Source organism: Melaminivora alkalimesophila, from assembly GCF_000282995.1.
GTDB classification, from domain to species: Bacteria; Pseudomonadota; Gammaproteobacteria; order Burkholderiales; family Burkholderiaceae_C; genus Melaminivora; species Melaminivora alkalimesophila.
In genome coordinates this window covers 1-19,284 of record NZ_ALEE01000269.1, presented here as the reverse complement: position 1 = coordinate 19,284, position 19,284 = coordinate 1, and the positions used below count along the sequence as shown (strand labels likewise).

Sequence of the window (19,284 nt, the reverse complement as noted above, 5' to 3'; positions counted from 1 at the left end):
CGGCGGTGCCGGCCGTGTCCTGCAGCCGCTCCTGGATCGAGGTGTAGTCCGACGCCTCGGGCGTGTCCGCGATGCCTGCGCGCACCGGGTTCAGGTCGACGTAGGCCATCGCCGCGAGCACCGCCTGCTCGTCCAGCAGCGCCTGGCTCTTGAAGCGCCCCTCCCAGAAGCGCCCCGTGCAGCCGTCCTCGGCATTGGCCTGGCGCGCCACCGACTCGTTGAGCACGCGCATGAACCACGACAGGTCGCACAGCCGCGCGCGGTAGACGTCCGCCATCTCCTGCACCTTGGCGCGCTCGGCCTCGCCCATGGATGCGCGCGCATCCGACAGATAGCGCTGCACCAGCAGCGGCCCGGTGAACAGCTGCGTCCAGCGCCGCAGCACCTCCTCGGCGCTCCAGCCCATGGCGCGGTCCTGGTCGATGCGCAGCACCACGTGGTAGTGGTTGCTCATGACGGCGTAGGCCGCCACGTCGATGGCAAAGATGTGTGCCAGTTCCTTGATACGGGTGGCGATCCAGCCGCGGCGGTGCTCGAAGTTCCGGCCGCTGTGGTGGTCGTGGCCGCACAGGAAGGCGCGGCGCACGCAGCGCGAGACGCAGTGGTACCAGGGCGTGTCGGCCAAGCTGATGAGGGAGGAGCGTGGGCGGGTCATGGGGCGGGAGTGTGGGGCAGGGTGGGCGGTGGGGGTCAACTAGGGGGGTCAACTAGGTGGGTGTCCTTTTATTTCGTTCCTTTTATTTCGTTCCTATGTCGGGGCGTGATGGGGGCGTGGCTGCGCATTTTGGCGGTGCAACTAGGTGGGTGTCCTTTTATTTCATGCCTTTATCAAAATTCATAGCTGCTTGCGCTTGTTCTGCAAGGGCTGGAGGCCGATTTGACCCCTAAAACGAATCCAGCGCCACAAACCCTACGGGCTGGTAGTCTCGCCGAGTTCGCTGTTGTGCAGCGCTTGGGTCATGGCGGCATCGAGCCGCCTAGGATTGCACGGCGAGCCAAGTAGGCAAGCCATGCACCGCAGCAGCAACCGAGATACCCACAGCGATGCCAGCCGTTATTTCCAGGGGCGTATGGCCCATGCGTTCACGCAGCGGCGGGCGCTCGGGTGAGTGGGCTACTAAGGTATTGATGGCCTGCGCGTGCTTGCCTACTTGGCGGCGCAAGCTGCTAGCGTCCAGCATGACGATGAAGGCCAGCGTCACGGCCACACCAAAAGCTGGGTGCGCCAGCCCTTCTTTGAAAGCAATCAGCGCCCCCGTGCTGCTGACGATGGCACTGTGGTTGCTGGGCAAGCCGCCGTAGCCGATCAAACCAAACGCCAGCTTGCCAGCGCGCAAGCTGTTGACCACAAATTTCAGCCCCCCCGCCACCAGCCAGGCCAAAAAGGGCGTTAGCGCATACGAAAAATCCATATTCACCCCTGCACTGGCCACAGCGCCCAAACACACGTCAGCACCCACAGCACTACCGTGAGCAACAACTGCCAATCGGCCAGTAGCGCATCGGTGGGCGACTCGCCGCCATCCAGTGCCTCCACCACAAACCAGTAGCGAAACAAGCCGAACAACACCAGTGGCACAGTAATGACCAGTGCTGGCTTTGCCGACATCACAAACATGCTGTAGAACAACAACGCCCCCGTAGCCGACATTTCTGCGTAGCGATCAACCAGGGCGACAGAGTATTTTTCCAGCACTTTGCGCCCCTCGCTGCCGCTTTGGCTCAATTCTTGGCGCCGCTTGACGGCGGCTAGGTACAGCGCCAAGCACAGCGTGGTTATGAACATCCAGGAAGACACCGGCACACTCAGCGCCACAGCCCCAGCATACACCCGCAACACAAAGCCAATGGCAATGGTGAAGATGTCCACCACGGGCTGGTGCTTGAGTACAAAGGTGTAAACTAAGTTGAGCACAAGGTAGGCCGCAATCACCTCCAGCACCTTGGGCACCACAAACCAGGCACCTAACAGCACGGTATACAGGCCAGCGAGCAAGAGCAGAGCCGCAGGCACAGACACAATTCCCGCCGCCAGCGGGCGCGATTGGGATTTTTTCGGATGGCGACGGTCACGCTCAATGTCGTGCATGTCGTTGATGACATAGGTGGCCGACGAAGCCGCGCAAAACAGCAGCATGGCCCGCAGCGCGTGCCCGATTGCATCGAGATCAAGAAACTCGCCGGAAAACACCAGCGGTGCCAGCACAAAACTGTTTTTCACCCACTGTTTAGGCCGCATGAGCTTAATCAGCCCGCGCAGCAGGGCCCAGGGCGAGTGGGCGGTTACGGTACGATTCATCATTTTAATCTTGGTGGTAGCGTTGAATGTTTTCCTCAACCAAGCTGGCTGTTAAATACGCGATTTTTGCATTGATCGCCACCGCAGCGAACATTGGCGCTCAAGACTTAGCGGTGCGCGCCTACAGCGGCACCGGGGCCATTGTGGCCTCAGTCGTGGTGGGCACCGGGGTGGGCCTGGTGGTCAAATATCTCCTCGACAAACGCTATATTTTTCGCTTTCGTGCGGCCAGCGTGGCCCATGACACACGCACTTTTGCCCTCTACACCACCATGGGCTTGGCCACCACGGTGATTTTTTGGGGCTTCGAGTTTGGTTTTCACCACCTCTTTGCCACGCGCGAAATGCGCTACTTGGGCGGGGTGATTGGTTTGGCGATTGGCTATGTGTCGAAATATTACCTCGACAAGCGCTACGTTTTCCATACGGAGCCTTCGTGAAAGCCGTCTCCTCCTGGGGGCGACTCAGCGCCGAGCCGCACCACGCCCTCAGTGCGCGCGACCTGCCAGCACTCCAACAAACCTTGCGCCACCACAACAGTCCGGGCGTGGCCCACGGCATGGGCCGCAGTTACGGTGATGCCTGCCTGAACCCCGGTGGCACCCTGTGGCTGACCGGCGGGCTAGACCATTTCATCGCCTTCAACGAGGACAACGGGCGTTTGGTATGCGAAGCGGGTGTGCTGCTGCGCGACATCCAGCGGCTGGCTGTACCGCGCGGCTGGATGCTGCCTGTAACACCCGGCACCCAGCTGGTGACGGTGGGTGGCGCAATTGCCAACGATGTCCACGGCAAAAACCACCATGTGCTGGGCAGCTTCGGCGACCACGTGCTGCGCCTGACGCTACTGCGCACCAACGGCGAAACCATCGAATGCGGCCCACACGAGCGCAGTGATTGGTTTGCAGCCACCGTGGGCGGTGTAGGCTTGACCGGCATCATCACGCAAGCCGAACTGCAACTGCGCCGCACGCCCGGCCCCTGGCTGGACACCGAGACGCTAGCCTATGCCAACTTAGACGAGTTTTTCCAGCTGGCCGATGCTTCTGAGGCGCATTGGGAGCACACCGTCTCGTGGATTGACTGCATTTCTGGCGGTGGCGGGCGTGGCGTGTTCATGCGCGGCAACCCCGTCGCAACCGCGCCGCGTCCCCTGCCTACGGCCCGGCAAAGCACCATGCCGCTGGTGCCACCGGTGTCGCTGGTCAATCGCCTGTCGCTGCGCCCCTTCAATGTGGCCTATTACCACCTGAAGAAATGGCGTGCAGGCCGGGCCATCGCGCATTACGAAGCGTTTTTTTATCCGCTGGACAACCTGCTGGAATGGAACCGCATGTACGGGCCGCGCGGCTTCTTTCAGTACCAAAGTGTGGTGCCGCGTGCCGTGGGGCGCGATGCCATCCAAGCCATGCTGCGCGAGATTGCCCGCTCAGGCGACGGCTCGTTTTTGGCGGTGCTTAAAACTTTCGGCAACCGCCAGCCGGTAGGAATGCTGAGCTTTGCACAGCCCGGCGTGACCCTGGCCTTGGATTTTCCCAACCACGGCGCGCGCACACACCGCTTGTTTGAGCGCCTAGACGCCATCGTGCGCGAAGCCCAAGGCCGCATCTACCTGGCCAAAGACGCGCGTATGCCACGTGAGCTGTTCGAGGCAGGCTACCCCCGCCTGCCAGAATTTTTACCCTACCGCGACCCCGGCATCAGCTCGGGCCTTTCGCGCCGCTTAATGGGAAGTTGAATGCCCCCCAAAAAAATCGCCATCATCGGCGCGACTTCAGCGATGGCCGAGCATTGCGCCCGGCTGTGGCTGGCACAGCAACCCACCGCAGAACTGACCTTGGTAGGCCGCGACCTGCCCCGCACCCAGCGGGTGGCTGCCGACTTGCAGGTGCGTAGCCCGCAAGCGCGCATCCATGTCGTGCAGGCTTCGTTTTCAGACCCTGCGGCCATCGACGAGGTGGTGACGGGCATATGCGCCTCTGGCCCACTCGACATCGCGCTGATTGCCCACGGTGCGCTGCCCGAGCAGGCGCAATGCCAAAACGACCTGCAAGCCTGCCGCGAAGCACTGGACATCAATGGCATCTCGCCCGTGCTCTACGCTGAAGCCTTTGCCAAGCACATGGCGCAAGCCCAGCACGGCACCATTGCGCTGATTGGCTCGGTGGCCGGCGACCGGGGGCGCCAATCCAATTACGTCTATGGCGCGGCCAAAGGCATGGTGGCGCGCTACGCCCAAGGTTTGCAACACCGTTTTGCCGATAGCGCGGTGAAAGTCGTGCTGATCAAACCCGGCCCCACCGACACCCCCATGACGGCGCACCTAAAAGGGCAAGGTGCCAAGCTGGCACCGGTGGAAAGCGTGGCGAAACAGATAGTGGATGGCACTGCCACTGGCAAACCTGTGGTGTATGCGCCGAAAAAATGGTGGCTCATCATGATGATCATTCGGCACCTGCCCGGGTTTATTTTCAATAAGATGAAAATTTAGGGATGATCTCCATAACCCATTTTTTTACGATCCAATAAAATCAATCACTTACGAGGATAAATTTGTCAAAAATGGGGTTGCACAGAGGTTTCTTAGTGCTTAATTCCTCGAACTGAAATACCAATCAGCTCGACAACCGATTTTTGAGCGTCGCTAATTTTGTTGAAACCATGGCAAGTAAAAAGCCCACCAACAGATCGACGCCATAATGCATTCCCGTCACAATCGCCGCCCACGCAGAAGTTAAAAGCAAAAGGGCAGACAGTCCGAGCGCCACACCACCATAGCGAATATTCAAAAGGAAGGCTACCGCAGGTGTTGCAACATGGAGTGACGGCATTGCCGCTACAAAGCCATATACTGGTATCTCCGTGAAATAATAGTCACCGGCCCGGACCTTCAGGGAATTGAATGAAATAAATTTCTGTAGCTCTGCCACACGCCAGCTATCAGAAAACCAATTGGGTGCGAGATCCGCGAATTCTCTTTGCATGAATGGCCCCCAGGCTGGGATTAAGATGTATAGAAAAGTACCCACAGCATAGACCAAGAAAAGCGAAGTCACGTAGGTCTCGTACTGTTCTTTACCTTGAATATAGCTCGCAATCGCAAACATTCCGACGATAGGGAAAATCATCTGGTAGCTGATCTCAGCAAGCACTATTTGGCCTTTGCTGCCGTGGGCTTCCTCAATTAGCCAATTTCGCAAGGTTTCGAAACCAAGCAAGGCATCTATTTGCTTTAATGGGATATCGAACTCTCTACCCAGCATGAAGACCGACAGCTTAAGAACAGTGAACGCATAACTGACCAGCACTACCCCCACAATCGCAGATGTAATCAAGGGAATTGATTTCTGCATATCTGAGTATGCAGCAACCAAAAACACAACGAGTAGCAGCGCGACAGTCGACAACAAAGAATTTGGCAAGGGAAAAAACAATGCGAAGGCCACAGTTACAGGAACTGCACCCACCAAGTTTTTTTCCCTCGATATCCAATATGTTGCTGGATGCTTTTTCAATGCAACCGCAAGCATCAGGCACAACGTTAAAGGCCAGGCAAGGGGGTTTCCGAACTCACCCCAGAAAATGGTGAGCGCAGAAGATGGAATAAATTGACCATGAACTGGCCCAAGCCAATGCCACAAGAAAACTGTCAAGACGAATGTGAGCGCGATAGCCAGCCTAATAGTAGTCGCATTTCTCATAAAATAAATTTTCTACATAAAACCTTAACCACTGCCTCTCGACGGCACTACTCAACCGCTTTACGCAACTGGGCCGTCCGGTGACGGTGACGGTGACGGTGACGGTGGCATAGGTATGTCCGGGGTAAGGGGAGTGCCGTCTTGTCGCAGAGTTATGCAACAAAGCCAACGCAACTTACCAAGCTTGCCCGCTTTATTTTTAATAAGATGAAAATTTAATCTAAACCCAAATCCTTCTTTTGAATGATTTGCAGAGTGGCAGCATCCACTGTGACAACAGCACTGTTTCCAAGGCAGTCATAAGATGTTTTTTTATAAACACGCCCATTGAAATGAATTTCATCCCGGTTTTTGATATTTGTTAAATACAATTCTTTTTGAAAATTTAACCGAAAAATAGCAGCAAACCTATCCCAAGTGAAAATATTGCCTCTCAGAACAATGTGCGTATCGTCCCACAACCTTCTGAGTGCTGGCTCCTGCAGTAGATTTTTATAGAAAATTCTGCTCTCCAAATAGCCTGTCGGTATTGATCTTTCATAATGCCCCACCCGGCTACCGCTGGCGGCAGGCAACCTGGCTATAAAGCCATCGGCCAGTGCCAAAGGGTCAATAAAAACATAGTCTGCGCCAGCGGCATAAGGTGTCATGCCTATATTGCACTTCACCAAGTATTTCCCGGTATGACCCCTCAAAGCCACGCCCTCCTGCAAGAAATCATACCTTAACCAATTCCCATAAAACAGTGTGGGCCGAACCCCTAGAAATGGGTAATAGAACCCACGCTCATCGGCCACCCCACTCTTTTCAATATATGGGGCGCTGTAGTAATCCAAAGAAAAATGGGATTCTATTTTTGCGGCAAAAAAAATCAATGCCAAAGCTAGTCCGTAATAGCCAAAATTCTTATTTTTCCGTATAGCACCTGCACTCATCAAGCCAAAAATTAACAACGACACCACCAGAGGAGCCGTCAAAAACCGGCCCGCCATATAATCACCACCCACGTAAAATAGATAGAAAAAATACAGCAAAATTCCAAAAGAAAAACTGATATAGCGCTTATCAAAAAAACCCAAGCCTAAGCCCAGCCCAATAAACACCAAGGTGCCCACATCATTTTCTAGGCTGTATTGAATTAAACTCCAACCCTGATGGATGGACTGGTAAATATCCAAGCCATTTTGCACCTTGGCAATCGCCGTATTCGGCACAAAAGCGCCATAATACACCAGCGAAAAAATCAACCATAGCAGCATGGGCGCCAAACCAGCAAGCACCGCAGGAGCGGCCGCTCTTAAAAAACGCACGCCGCCCGCCGAAAAATCAGCATAAATCAAAAACAACAAAGGCGGAACCACAAAAATAATGGAATCCGGCCTATTCAGATACAAGAGCGAGAAAAGAAGAAAAAATCCAAAATAATCCTTCTTGCCAGACGCCCATTTCAACAAAAATAGTGCCAAAAATACATGGGTTAAAGGATTTTCCAGTCCAGAAGAAGAATAATCCACAAATGCCGTTGAAGCAAGAAAGCAAAAAGCCACCAGCAAGCTAGCGAAATTGATGCCGCCCAGCAAGCGAAAAACCAGCACCAAAAACAAAACCAAACATGCCGCGCTCAGTCCAATAGCAGCCCAATAAGGGTCTCCGCACACCGCCACTATCGGCACTAACAGAAACATCCACAGTGGATGGGTAAAAACCTGCACGCGCTCGTCGATATTCCAGCGGGGGCCATATCCATTCAGAAAATTCTCAATCACCCTAAAGGTAATGAAGGCATCCTCTGTGACCCAAGCAGTCACATAAAACACCCAGCCAAACATGAGTAGCAACAGAAAAAACCATGCCCTCAACCAAAAAATAGAAGATTGCTGCATTTTTATCCCTCAAATTTATTTTTTACATCCATTGGCTTGTAATTCATGAAAACCACAGCAAGCACCACAAGAAAAAGCCCATAAAACAGCAAATTCATGTGCCAGCCCTCAGCCCCCAAGCCATCAAAGATAACAAGGCCAATTCTTAGAAATGTAATAGAAAGCCCTAAGAAAAATACCATTACTGTCAGCCCCCAGCCTCTGCATCGCACTTCCTCCAGTAACTTCGGAAAAACCAAGAAGAGTAAGGGAAAATAATAGCTCCACCCCAAAGGACTAATGATGAGCATCAAAGGAACCGCCAGAGCAAAAAAACCGTTAAATTGGTTTTTTTCTACCTCCGATGCCATTTGGAACGAAAAATAAGCCGCGATTAACACCGTCAACATATTGGCAGCTTGCACCCAAAGCCCTCTGGCAGCTTCACAGCCAAAGCCATACTCAGAACTCAAAATTTTGTAGAAAAACCCGGTATAAGAGGCATTCCAATTTACTCCATACCAATCGATGGTTTTCAGCATGGCAAAATACTGCAAATAACTTTCTACCCCACCCAAAGCCGCACCCACTAAAGCAAAAACAGCCACCGTAAGCGCCGAAGCAAAAAATGCGCGCCAGCTTTTAGCAAAAAACAGCATCAAAATAAAAAATCCGCAAAACAGCTTAATACTTGCGGCCAGCCCAATCAAAATGCCGCCAGCAGTCTTATTTCCAGCGTTGCAAAAATTCAAGGCAAGCGCCAAGATGAAAAAAATAAAAAATGCCAGCTGGCCATAATTAAAATTAGAAAACGATGGGTAGTAACTAAAAAATACCAGCTGCACCAAAAAATTTACCACCACTGGCGGGGTGCCAACCCACCTGTTTTTCAAAACCAAAGACACACCCACTGCGCCGCAGAGCATGGAAAACACACTCCACAGAGAAAATGCAATGCCATAATCAAGCGCAGCCAATGGCACCATTAAAACGTTAAAAAACGGCGGGTTCAAATTGGGGTGCAATCCAGCATGGACTTCATTCGATAATGAAGCCGCACCACTTATTAAAGTATCTCTCGACCAATAAGCAGACTCCCCCGCCAGCAAGCGCTGGGCAGAAAGATAGAACTTGTAGAAATCTGAGCCAATCGGGGCAGCAAGCTGGTCTAAAAATGACTCTGCATAAATCAGAAAAATGATGCCAGCCCAAACCAGCAGCAGAAACCACAACCAAGTGGGCGGCCTCTTTATCAGTATCTCTAGCTCTTTTTGCATATTTTTTCTATTGATTGAAGTCCATAAAAAAGCGCCCGAAGGCGCTTCTTTTATGCGTGATTAGTTAAATCAGGTACCGCGGCAAGTCGCTGGCACATACTTCGCATTAAGAGTTGTTGTGCACTTCCATTCAACAGACCCTCCGGAAGCACTTGCAGTAGGTGTCAGCACAATGCTGCCAGAGGCGACTTTTGTAGAGTTCATTGCAACCGTAATAACACCGTTAGCGCCCACGGTCACGCTATCCACAGAATCGCCTTTGATCGTGTTAGCGGCCGCCAACCCAGCGGTGGCGTTATCAGTTGGCCAAGCGCCCTGCGACGAGTAGTACTCGGTCACCGCCGTCTTGGCACCGGAAGCCAGCGCCAAACCTTCGGTAACGCGCGAACGCTTGGTGTAGTCCTGGTAAGCAGGCAGAGCCACAGCAGCCAAAATACCGATGATCGCCACAACGATCATCAATTCAATCAGGGTGAAACCCTTTTGTACGGAACGCATGGTTCGTTTCATGATGTTGTCCTCCTGGGAACAGGTTTTGCCAAAAAACCCCCGCAGGACGGCCCGGCGGGTTGCAGGAGGTAGCGCAGCATCCGTGCCAGCAAACAATTCGCTACACCAAGAACGCAATCCTTACTTTCATAGGGCTTTGCTGGTACTGGATCAACTATGTTTTTGATAGCTTCCAGCGCTTGCCAGTATTGGCTTTGACCCTGTTTTGACCATGAATGCCGGCAGTATGGCATTGGGTTGCTGCCGCGCCCAGCCTGCGGCTGACGATCATGCTTGTCAGTCAACGCCTGCCATTTTTGTAAGGCAAAAACGTAGGTTGGCCGGCAGTTGGTGCTGTTTTGCGGCAGCCTCAGCGGCTTGGGTGGGGGCTGGCTGGCACCTTCGGGCGCGAGTTGACATCCTCCCCGGCCTGAAGGCCGGAGATTCCTACGGCGCTCCAACCAGCACGTGGCTGGATGGAGTCGCTTCGGCGGGTTCCTGCTTCACCGAGGCTGCACGCTTGGCCCTTGCGGGCCTTGCGCGGCTGACGTCCTCTCCACAGGCTGCAACGCGGTGTCCCCGCGCCAGTATGTTGATCGCGCCGATGTGATCGGCGTGGCCTTCGCGCCCGCATTCGACGCAGCGAAATACTGCTTGCGCCCTGCGGTTGTCCGCACTCACGCAGCCGCACTCGGGGCAGGTTCTGCTGGTGTTGTGCGGCGGCACGGCAATCAGCATTCCTCCCTTCCAGGCCAGCTTGTATTCCAACTGCCGTCGGAACTCGAACCAGCCCTGGTCGAGGATGGCTTTGTTCAGGCCGGACTTGGCCCGCACGTTGTTACCCGGCTGTTCGGCGCTGCCCTTGGCTGACTTGGACATATTCCTCACCTGCAAGTCCTCGATGACGACCATCGCGTGGTTTTGGCTGATGGCTGTCGTGGCTTTGTGCAGGTAGTCGCGGCGGGCGTTGCCAATGCGGGTGTGGATACGTTGTACCTTGGCTTTCGATTTCTTCCAGTTGCTGCTGAATTTGGTCTTGCGGCTCATGGCCCGCTGGTAGCGGCGCAAGCGGGCTTCGTGCTTCTTAAAGCTCGCCAGCGGCTCCAGATAGGAGCCGTCGCTGAAGGTGGCGAAGCGGGCCACCCCTACGTCTATGCCAACGGCGCTGCTGGCCTGGGGGATGGGCGGCTCTACCTCTCGCTCGGTCTGGATGCTGACGAACCATTTGCCGCTGGACAGGCTGACGGTGGCATTGCACAGGCTGCCCAGCACCGGGCGCGATAGCCTCAGCCGCAGCCAGCCCAGCTTGGGCAGGAAGATGCGGCTGCTCGCTTGGTCGAGCTTGATCTGCTTGGCGTCGGGGTAGCGAAAGCTGTCCCGCTGGCCTTTTTTCTTGAAGCGCGGGAATGCCGCCCGCTTGGCGAAGAAGTTGCTGTATGCCCGCTCCAAATCCTTGAGCGTCTGCTGCAACGGGTGAACCGGCGCATCGGCCAGCCAAGCCGTCTCCATGCTGCCCCGCCACTCGGTGAGCAGCTTGCACAGGCCGGCGTAGCCGAGCTTCTTTTGGCCCCGCTCGTAGCGTTCTTTGTGCAACGCCAGCGCCTTGTTGAACACGAAGCGGCACGAGCCAGCGAAGCGGCGCATTTGCCGCTCTTGCTGGCCGTCTGGGCGCAGTTCGTATTTGAAGGCTTGCAGGCGTTGCATGGCTGGCTAAATATACAGTTGTTTGAGGACGGCTACGCCGTCCGCGCTAGCCTGCCCCGGCCTGAAGGCCGAGGCTTGTCGCGCACCGGGTCAACGACTTGTGTGCCACTTCGGCGGCACGACGCAGCACCGTCTCTTGCTGGGGAGTCGCACGTAGCCCAAGCCGGGCGGAGCGCGCGCTTGATGCTCAGGCAGAACTGGATGGCCGCATCACACCTGCCGAAACTCCATCTCTGCCCCCGCCAGCGCGATCCGGTCGCCGTGCTTGAGCGGCATGGTCTGCCCACCTTTCAGGCTCGTGCCGTTCAGCACCGGCAGGTCCGCCCCTTCCACGTGCGCCAGCACGAAGCCGTGGTGCCGCCGGGTGATCGAGGCCACCGCCACGCCCGGCTTGCCGAGCGTCGTGACCACCTTGGTCAGTGCCATCTCGCGCCCCGCGGCAGGGCCGGAGGTGATGCGCACCGAGGCCGCGAGCGGCGCGGCGGGCGGCGGGGCCGGGCGGGGCGCCATGGCGGGCGGCAGCATCCCGGGCTTGACGATCATGGTGCGCTCGAACTGCGGCGCCTCCTCGTCCACCAATACGCGCAGCTTGTACTTGCCGACCTCGACGGTGTCGCCGCCGTGCAGCTCTTGGCGCGCCAGGACGCGCTGGCCGTTCACGTAGGTGCCATTCGTGCTGCCCAGGTCCTCGATGGCGACACTTCCGTCCGGCGATGTGACAAAAACGGCATGTTCGCCGCTCACCGCCAGGTGGTCGATGACCACATCGTTGTACGGTCGGCGGCCGACCCGGGTGCACTCGTTGACCAGGGGGACTTCCTTGATGACGACGCCGTCGATGGTGACTAGCAAGCGTGGCATGGTTCAGTGCGTCTTCGTTCTGTGGTTGGGCGAAAGGCAGTATGCGGCCGGGTCGCGCAGTTTCGTGACAAAACGTACACAAAGCAAGATCCGGGCGCAATCCCTCATTCTGGGTATTGCTGCTGCATCAAGGGAAGGCTTCGCCCGGCGCGGGCGGCAGCTGCGCCAGCACGACGCTGATGTTGTCGCGCCCGCCCAGGGCGTTGGCGAGCGCCACCAGCCGCTCCGCCTTGTCCGCCAGGGAAACGGGCGCGCGCGCCAGTTCCGCTATTTCCTTGGGCTGCATCCGGTCCGTGAGACCGTCGGAACACAGCAGGTACAGGTCGCCCGGCTGGGTGTCGAATTCCTGCATTTCCAGCGGCGCGGGCTCTTCCACGCCCAGGGCGCGCGTGACCAGGTTGCGCAGGCCGGACAGCGCCGCTTCCACGGGCGTGAGGACGCCGGCGTCGATCTGTTCCTGCAGCCAGGAGTGGTCGCGCGTGAGCTGCTGCAATTCGCCGGCGCGCAGCCGGTAGCAACGCGAGTCGCCGATGTGGGCGAGAAGCAGGCGCTCGCCGTGCAGCAGCCCTGCGACCAGGGTGGTGCCCATGCCTGCGCATTGGGGTTGCGAGCGGGCGGCGGCGAGGATGGCCTGGTTCGCGTCCTGGATGCAGGCTTCCAGCCGGGCGCGGGCTTCGGCGGCGGTGGCGGCCTGGCCTTCGGGGCCTTGCAGCCAGGTTTCCATGGCGCGGCCGACGCCTTCCACCGCCATCTGGGCCGCGACCTCGCCGGCGTTGTAGCCGCCCATGCCATCGGCCAGCAGCATGAGGCCCACGGCGGGGTGGACCGCCACGGCGTCCTCGTTGGCGGGGCGCACCCGACCGCGGTCGGTCAGGGCGTGGAATTCGCTAGGGGGGTCGGAGGCCATGGAATAGGCGCGGAAAGGCGCGGGCAGCGGTCGGTTGGAGGGTGGGTGGCAGCGGCTGCGCCTAGGCACTGCGGAGTTCTTCGAGCAGCTCGGGATGACGGTCCAGCACTTTCAGCAACTGAATCAGCGCCAGCGGAGGTTTGGTCTTGCCGTTTTCGTAGCGGGAGAAGGCGTTGACGCCTCCGCCGAAGATCTCGGCCGCCTCGCGCTGGTCCAGCGCCAGCTTCTTGCGCACCTGGGCGATGAAACCGGGATCGACGATGCTGGCGTTGACCTGGCGGTTGAAGGCCAGCATGGCCGCGCTCACGCGCGCCGACTCGGCGACATCGAGCACGTTCTCGCCACAGGCCGGGCAGGCATGGCCCGCCACGGCCGGGATGGTGGTCGTCTCGCCTTTGTAGGTGTAGGGCAGGTCGCGGGTGCCGAAGACCAGTTCGGCCGCTCCGCACGCAGGACATTGCATCTTCACAGCTCCTTGAAGGACACGATCAGCACCCCGTCGACGACCGTCAGCTTCAGGTAGACGTGGCCCACGGCCGTCCTGGGGCGGTAGACGTCTTGCCAGATGCGATGGTCGGCGTGCGTGGTCATGCTCTTGTAGAAATCGCGTGGCGTCAGTGCCTTGATGACCTCGATCATGCCGGCGAAGTCCAACCCCAAAGCGGCACCGCCGGACAATGCGGAAAACGTCGCCCGTACCTGCCCGGCTTCGATCAGCGCCTTGACCGCAGACAGCTTGCAATGGGGCACTCCTTTTTCCATGAAATTTTAACCTAATAGGTTATTTTAGGCAACTTGGGCAAAGGGTCTTGTGTCAATCCCGGGCGAGGCAGGCTATGCCGCGATCGGATGGAAAAGAAGCCAGCCGGATCGCTCCGCTGGCTTCTTTATCAAGGAGTGGCGCACCCGCTGCTCAGGCGCGTCGAAGCGCCATCAAAGCAGGCCCTTGAGCAAGCGCCCCATTTCCGACGGGTTGCGCGTGACCGTGAAGCCGCACTCTTCCATGATGGCGAGCTTGGCGTCGGCCGTGTCTTCGCCGCCGGAGATCAGCGCGCCGGCGTGGCCCATGCGCTTGCCGGGAGGGGCGGTGACGCCGGCGATGAAGCCGACCACGGGCTTCTTCATGTGGTCCTTGCACCAGCGCGCGGCCTCGGCCTCGTCCGGCCCGCCGATCTCGCCGATCATGATCACGGCGTCGGTCTCGGGGTCGTCGTTGAAGGCCTTCATGACGTCGATGTGCTTCAGGCCATTGATCGGGTCGCCGCCGATGCCCACGGCCGACGACTGGCCGATGCCCAGTTCCGTCAGCTGTGCCACGGCCTCATAGGTCAGCGTGCCGGAGCGCGAAACCACGCCCACGCGGCCCTTCTTGTGGATGTGGCCGGGCATGATGCCGATCTTGATCTCGTCGGGCGTGATCAGGCCCGGGCAGTTGGGGCCGAGCAGCAGCGTTTTCTTGCCGCCGGCGGCTTCCTTGGCCAGCATCTTGTTGCGCACTTCCAGCATGTCGCGCACGGGGATGCCTTCGGTGATGCAGATCGCCAGGTCCAGGTCGGCCTCGACGGCTTCCCAGATGGCGGCCGCCGCGCCCGCCGGGGGCACGTAGATCACGCTCACCGTGGCGCCGGTTTCCTGGGCGGCTTCCTTGACCGAGGCGTAGATCGGCACGTCGAAGATGCGCTCGCCGGCCTTCTTGGGGTTCACGCCGGCGACGAAGCAATTCCTGCCGTTGGCGTACTCGATGCACTTTTCCGTGTGGAACTGGCCCGTCTTGCCCGTGATGCCCTGGGTGATGACGCGCGTGTCTTTGTTGATGTAAATCGACATGGGTGTGTTCTCCGGGCCTGCTTTAACGGACAGCTTCGACGATCTTCGTGGCGGCTTCGGCCATGGTGTCGGCGCTGATGATGGGCAGGCCGGACTCGGCCAGCATCTTCTTGCCCAGCTCTTCGTTCGTGCCCTTCATGCGCACGACCAGCGGCACCGAAAGTTGAACGGCCTTGCTCGCGGTGATCACGCCGGTGGCAATCGTGTCGCACTTCATGATGCCGCCGAAGATGTTGACCAGGATGCCCTTGACCTTGGGGTTCTTGAGCATGATCTTGAAGGCTTCGGTGACCTTCTCGGGGGTGGCGCCGCCGCCCACGTCCAGGAAGTTGGCCGGCTCGCCGCCGAACAGCTTGATGGTGTCCATGGTCGCCATGGCCAGGCCCGCGCCGTTCACTAGGCAGCCGATGTTGCCGTCCAGGCTGATGTAGGCCAGGTCGAACTTGGAGGCTTCCACTTCCGCCGGGTCTTCCTCGTCGAGGTCGCGCAGGGCGACGATGTCGGGGTGGCGGAACAGGGCGTTGGAGTCGAAGTTGAACTTGGCGTCCAGGGCGATGATGTTGCCCTTGCTGTCGCGGTTCAGGGGGTTGATCTCGACCAGCGAGGCGTCCGTGTCCATGTAGCACTTGTAGAGCTTCTGGCAGACGTCGATGAACTGGGCCTTGGAATCCTCGGGCATGCCGACGCCGCGGGCGAGTTCCTCGCCCTGCTCCTGGGTCATGCCGACGAGCGGATCGACGAACACCTTGACGATCTTCTCGGGCGTGGCGTGGGCCACTTCCTCGATGTCCATGCCGCCTTCGCTCGACGCGATGAAGGCGACCTTCTGCGTGCCGCGGTCGGTCACGACGGACAGGTAGTATTCCTTCTGGATGTCGGCGCCTTCCTCGATGTAGAGGCGGCGCACTTTCTGGCCCTCGGGGCCGGTCTGGTGCGTGACCAGCTGCATGCCGAGGATGTCGCTGGCGCGCGCCTTGACCTCGTCGATGGACTTGGCGACCTTCACGCCGCCGCCCTTGCCGCGGCCGCCCGCGTGGATCTGGGCCTTCACGACCCACACGGGGCCGCCGAGCTTCTGGGCCGCCTCGACGGCTTCCTGCACGGTGAACGCGGGGATGCCCCGGGGTACGGGCACGCCGAAGCTGCGCAAGATTTCCTTGCCTTGGTATTCGTGAATCTTCATGAGTGAGGTCTCTCTCAGGGGAAGGGTGATCGGTGACCCGTGCGCGACAAGCGGCATGAGAAGACGACAACCGGACGCAGTCGGACCGCAGGCTCGGGACAGGCAGCCGGCGACTGTATCATGCTGCAACGCACCATTGTGCTGGCGCGAACTTACCCCAGCTTGACAGCAGGGGCGCCGGCGCGCCGCACACCCTTCCCACCCACCCCAGGAGCAGCCCATGTCCACCCCGGTCTTCAAGGTCTTCATCGATGGCGAGGCAGGCACTACCGGCCTGCAGATCCGCGAGCGCCTGCAGTCCATGCCGCAGGTGGAGCTGGTGAGCATCGCGCCCGAGCTGCGCAAGGACGCGGGCGCCAAGCGCGAGCTGCTGGCCAGCGTGGATCTGGTGGTACTGTGCCTGCACGACGACGCGGCACGCGAGAGCGTGGCGCTGGTCGATGCCGTGACGGCCGAGACGGGCCGGCCGATCAAGATCGTCGATGCCTCGACGGCGCACCGCACGGCGCCGGGCTGGGTGTTCGGCTTTCCGGAGCTGTGCGCCGGCCAGGCGCAACAGGTGCGCTCGGCCGAGCGGGTGTCCAACCCGGGCTGCTATTCCACCGGCGCCATCGCGCTGCTGCGCCCGCTGGTCGATGCCGGGCTGGTGCCGGCGGACCATCCGCTCGCGCTGCCGTCGGTGAGCGGCTACTCCGGCGGCGGGCGGGCGATGATCGAGGCCTACGAGGATGGCCGGGCGGCGCCGTTCGAGCTGTATGCGCTCGGGCTGTCGCACAAGCACCTGCCGGAGATCATGAAATACACGGGGCTGCAGCGCCGGCCGATCTTCATTCCGTCGGTGGGCAATTTCCGCCAGGGGATGCTGGTGCAGCTGCCGCTGCACCTGGACCTGCTGCCGGGCAAGCCGAAGGCGAGCGATCTGCACGACGCGCTGGCGGCGCACTACGCGGCAAGCAACACGCCCGAGCAGTGGGTGCGCGTCCTGCCGCCCACGGAGGACGGCAAGCTCGACGCCGTGGCGCTGAACGACACCAACCAGCTGGAGCTGCGCGTGTTTCCCAACGAGGACCATCGCCATGCGGTGCTGGTGGCGCGCCTCGATAACCTGGGCAAGGGCGCGAGCGGGGCGGCGGTGCAGAACCTGCGGCTGATGCTGGGGCTGTAGGGCCAAGGGGCAAAATGCCCCGCTGCCGACCTCCTTCCTGAATCCTCTTGCCTTCTTCCGTGCCGCCCAAGACCCTTTCCGCCAACGCCGCTGCCGCCCCCGCTCCCGCCACCCGCATGACGCGCGACGAGCGGCGCGCGAGCGTCAGCCTGGCGCTGATCTTCGCGCTGCGGATGCTGGGGCTGTTCCTGGTGCTGCCGGTGTTCATGTTGGAGGCGCGCAAGTACCCGGGCGGCGACGATCCGGCGCTGGTCGGCCTGGCGATGGGCATCTACGGGCTGACGCAGGCCTTCCTGCAGCTGCCGGTGGGGCTGGCGTCGGACCGCTTCGGGCGCAAGCGGGTGATCGTGCTGGGCCTGCTGGTGTTCGCGGCGGGCAGCCTGGTCGCGGCGCTGGCGGATTCGGTCATGGGATTGCTGTGGGGCCGGGCGCTGCAGGGCGCGGGCGCGGTGTCGGCGGCGGTGACGGCGCTCTTGGCCGACCAGACGCGCGAGGTGGTGCGCACCAAGGCGATGGCGCTGGTGGGGATCAGCATCGGCCTGATGTTCGCGATTGCGCTGGTGGCGGCGCCGCCGCTGACGGCGTGGGTCGGGTTGCCGGGGCTGTTCGGGCTGACCTGCGCGCTGGCGCTGGCCGGCATCGCGCTGGTGCTGTGGATGACGCCGCCCGAGCCGGCACGCCGGCCGGATGCGCCGCGCGCGCCACTGTCGGCGGTGTGGCGCCACGCGGACCTGCTGCGGCTCAATGCCGGGGTGTTCGCACTGCACACGGTACAGATGGCGATGTGGGTGGCGGTGCCGGCCCTGCTGGTGCAGGGCGGGCTGGCCAAGGACGCGCACTGGCAGGTCTATCTGCCGGCGCTGGTGCTGTCGGTGCTGGCCATGGGCGGGCTGTTCGCCATGGAGCGGCGCGGACGCCTGCGCGCGGCGCTGCTGCTGTCGATCGGGCTGGTGCTGGCGGTGCAGGCGGCGCTGGCGCTGCTGACGGTGGCGGGCGCGCAGCCTTCGCTGCTGCTGTTGGGCGGGTTGCTGTTCGTGTTCTTTTGCGGCTTCAACATGCTGGAGGCCACGCAGCCCAGCCTGGTCTCGCGCATGGCGCCGGACAATCTGCGCGGCGCGGCGCTGGGGGCGTACAACACGCTGCAATCGCTAGGATTGTTCGCCGGTGGGGCGCTCGGCGGGGCGCTTGCCAAGTGGGCCGGCGCGCCGGGGCTGTTCGCCGCCACGGCGCTGCTGGCGGCGGCGTGGCTGGCCATCACCTGGCCGCTTCGGCCGGTGGAGCGCGCGGCCCGTTCCTAGAAAAATCCCCTTGTTGCACTGCCGCTTGCGCGGACTTGCCACAAGGCCGTATGCTGCGCCCGGGAAGCTGCCGCCCGCGGCGCTTCCCGACCTATCTGGCCCGGGTCTTTTGCTTGGTCATCCGGGCTGTCCTCAACTTGAAAGAAAGTCTTTCCCATGGCATCCGTCAACAAAGTCATCCTCGTCGGCAACCTGGGCCGTGACCCGGAAATGCGCACTTTCCCGAGCGGCGACCAGGTGGCGAACGTGCGCATCGCCACCACCGACCGCTGGCGCGACAAGAACACCGGCGAGAACAAGGAAGCCACGGAGTGGCACAGCGTGGTGTTCCACGGCCGGCTGGCCGAGATCGTGGGCCAGTACCTGAAGAAGGGCTCGCAGGTCTACGTGGAAGGCTCGCTGCGCACGCGCAAGTGGACCGACCAGTCCGGCCAGGAGCGCTACACCACGGAGATCCGCGCCGACACCATGCAGATGCTGGGAGGCCGCCAGGGCATGGGCGGCGGCGGTGGCGGCAGCCAGGGCGGCGACCAGTTCGACGACGGCTTCGACAGCAGCCCGCGCCGCGCCCCTGCTGCGGCGCGCGCCCCGGCGGCGGCGAGCCGCCCGGCCGCAGCGCCCGCCCCGGCGCAGCGCCCGCCCGCTTCCTCGTCGGGCTTCGACGAGCTGGAAGACGACATCCCGTTCTGAGGCCCGGCGGCCCGGCGGTTG

General features: G+C 60.2%; 20 protein-coding genes and 1 pseudogene. 6 read left to right on the top strand and 15 right to left on the bottom strand.

The window, feature by feature from the left end; all coding sequences use genetic code 11:
* From A612_RS04990 to A612_RS04980, 3 genes are all read right to left on the bottom strand, one after another.
* Positions 1 to 655 (bottom strand): transposase (locus A612_RS04990; RefSeq protein ID WP_019373439.1); only part of this gene is annotated, 655 nt, incomplete at its 3' end.
* Positions 656 to 977: 322 nt separating this feature from the next.
* The gene (locus tag A612_RS04985; RefSeq protein WP_019373438.1) at positions 978 to 1,412 is read right to left on the bottom strand and encodes a divergent PAP2 family protein; all 435 of its coding nucleotides are present in this window, start codon (positions 1,410 to 1,412) and stop codon (positions 978 to 980) included.
* 2 nt (positions 1,413 to 1,414) lie between these two features.
* Positions 1,415 to 2,338, bottom strand: a complete 924-nt coding sequence (locus A612_RS04980; RefSeq protein ID WP_075807019.1) for a decaprenyl-phosphate phosphoribosyltransferase — start codon at positions 2,336 to 2,338, stop codon at positions 1,415 to 1,417.
* Here A612_RS04980 and A612_RS04975 point away from each other — a divergent pair.
* The 3 genes from A612_RS04975 to A612_RS04965 are packed head-to-tail and all read left to right on the top strand — an operon-like array spanning position 2,326 to position 4,790.
* Positions 2,326 to 2,739 (top strand): GtrA family protein, encoded by a 414-nt coding sequence (locus tag A612_RS04975; protein ID WP_040436117.1) that lies wholly within the window; start codon positions 2,326 to 2,328, stop codon positions 2,737 to 2,739. The two genes, A612_RS04980 and A612_RS04975, sit on opposite strands and share 13 nt — an antisense overlap.
* On the top strand, positions 2,736 to 4,037 hold the full coding sequence (locus A612_RS04970; RefSeq protein WP_040436116.1) for an FAD-binding oxidoreductase: 1,302 nt from the start codon (positions 2,736 to 2,738) through the stop codon (positions 4,035 to 4,037). Before A612_RS04975 ends, A612_RS04970 begins: the two co-directional genes overlap by 4 nt.
* A complete protein-coding gene (locus A612_RS04965; RefSeq protein WP_019373434.1) occupies positions 4,038 to 4,790 on the top strand; it encodes an SDR family NAD(P)-dependent oxidoreductase in 753 nt (250 codons plus the stop codon). It begins immediately after the preceding gene.
* A gap of 124 nt (positions 4,791 to 4,914) precedes the next feature.
* Here A612_RS04965 and A612_RS16690 read toward each other — a convergent pair whose 3' ends face one another.
* The 12 genes and pseudogenes from A612_RS16690 to sucC form a co-directional block, all read right to left on the bottom strand.
* Positions 4,915 to 5,952 carry a phosphatase PAP2 family protein gene (locus A612_RS16690; protein WP_206536109.1) on the bottom strand — a complete coding sequence of 346 codons (1,038 nt, stop codon included), beginning with the start codon at positions 5,950 to 5,952 and terminating at the stop codon, positions 4,915 to 4,917.
* Positions 5,953 to 6,215: 263 nt separating this feature from the next.
* Complete coding sequence (locus A612_RS16970; protein WP_141630325.1) at positions 6,216 to 7,883, bottom strand: hypothetical protein; 1,668 nt, start codon at positions 7,881 to 7,883, stop codon at positions 6,216 to 6,218.
* Positions 7,884 to 7,885: 2 nt separating this feature from the next.
* Complete coding sequence (locus tag A612_RS16430; protein ID WP_081501101.1) at positions 7,886 to 9,139, bottom strand: glycosyltransferase family 87 protein; 1,254 nt, start codon at positions 9,137 to 9,139, stop codon at positions 7,886 to 7,888.
* A gap of 69 nt (positions 9,140 to 9,208) precedes the next feature.
* Positions 9,209 to 9,649 (bottom strand): pilin, encoded by a 441-nt coding sequence (locus A612_RS04960; protein WP_277422519.1) that lies wholly within the window; start codon positions 9,647 to 9,649, stop codon positions 9,209 to 9,211.
* A gap of 426 nt (positions 9,650 to 10,075) precedes the next feature.
* Entirely contained in the window at positions 10,076 to 11,332 is a 1,257-nt protein-coding gene (locus A612_RS04955) for an RNA-guided endonuclease InsQ/TnpB family protein (protein ID WP_019373433.1), read from the bottom strand.
* A 46-nt stretch (positions 11,333 to 11,378) separates the two neighbouring features.
* A pseudogene (locus A612_RS17810) lies at positions 11,379 to 11,486 on the bottom strand (type II toxin-antitoxin system TacA family antitoxin); the annotation flags it as partial.
* A gap of 56 nt (positions 11,487 to 11,542) precedes the next feature.
* Complete coding sequence (locus A612_RS04950) at positions 11,543 to 12,193, bottom strand: FHA domain-containing protein (RefSeq protein WP_040436113.1); 651 nt, start codon at positions 12,191 to 12,193, stop codon at positions 11,543 to 11,545.
* A gap of 127 nt (positions 12,194 to 12,320) precedes the next feature.
* Positions 12,321 to 13,100, bottom strand: a complete 780-nt coding sequence (locus A612_RS04945) for a Stp1/IreP family PP2C-type Ser/Thr phosphatase (RefSeq protein ID WP_040436111.1) — start codon at positions 13,098 to 13,100, stop codon at positions 12,321 to 12,323.
* A 61-nt stretch (positions 13,101 to 13,161) separates the two neighbouring features.
* Complete coding sequence (locus A612_RS04940; RefSeq protein ID WP_040436110.1) at positions 13,162 to 13,563, bottom strand: type II toxin-antitoxin system MqsA family antitoxin; 402 nt, start codon at positions 13,561 to 13,563, stop codon at positions 13,162 to 13,164.
* 2 nt (positions 13,564 to 13,565) lie between these two features.
* Complete coding sequence (locus tag A612_RS04935; RefSeq protein WP_040436109.1) at positions 13,566 to 13,862, bottom strand: type II toxin-antitoxin system MqsR family toxin; 297 nt, start codon at positions 13,860 to 13,862, stop codon at positions 13,566 to 13,568.
* Between the two features lie 171 nt (positions 13,863 to 14,033).
* Positions 14,034 to 14,927, bottom strand: coding sequence for a succinate--CoA ligase subunit alpha (sucD, locus tag A612_RS04930; protein WP_019373428.1), 894 nt, complete (start codon positions 14,925 to 14,927; stop codon positions 14,034 to 14,036).
* A gap of 22 nt (positions 14,928 to 14,949) precedes the next feature.
* Positions 14,950 to 16,110 carry an ADP-forming succinate--CoA ligase subunit beta gene (sucC, locus tag A612_RS04925; RefSeq protein WP_019373427.1) on the bottom strand — a complete coding sequence of 387 codons (1,161 nt, stop codon included), beginning with the start codon at positions 16,108 to 16,110 and terminating at the stop codon, positions 14,950 to 14,952.
* A 220-nt stretch (positions 16,111 to 16,330) separates the two neighbouring features.
* Here sucC and argC point away from each other — a divergent pair, with 220 nt between their 5' ends.
* The 3 genes from argC to ssb all read left to right on the top strand — a co-directional run bounded on the left by argC (position 16,331) and on the right by ssb (position 19,263).
* Entirely contained in the window at positions 16,331 to 17,275 is a 945-nt protein-coding gene (argC, locus tag A612_RS04920) for an N-acetyl-gamma-glutamyl-phosphate reductase (protein ID WP_019373426.1), read from the top strand.
* A 116-nt stretch (positions 17,276 to 17,391) separates the two neighbouring features.
* A complete protein-coding gene (locus tag A612_RS04915) occupies positions 17,392 to 18,573 on the top strand; it encodes an MFS transporter (protein ID WP_019373425.1) in 1,182 nt (393 codons plus the stop codon).
* Between the two features lie 156 nt (positions 18,574 to 18,729).
* A complete protein-coding gene (ssb, locus tag A612_RS04910) occupies positions 18,730 to 19,263 on the top strand; it encodes a single-stranded DNA-binding protein (protein WP_019373424.1) in 534 nt (177 codons plus the stop codon).
* Positions 19,264 to 19,284 lie beyond the last annotated feature (21 nt).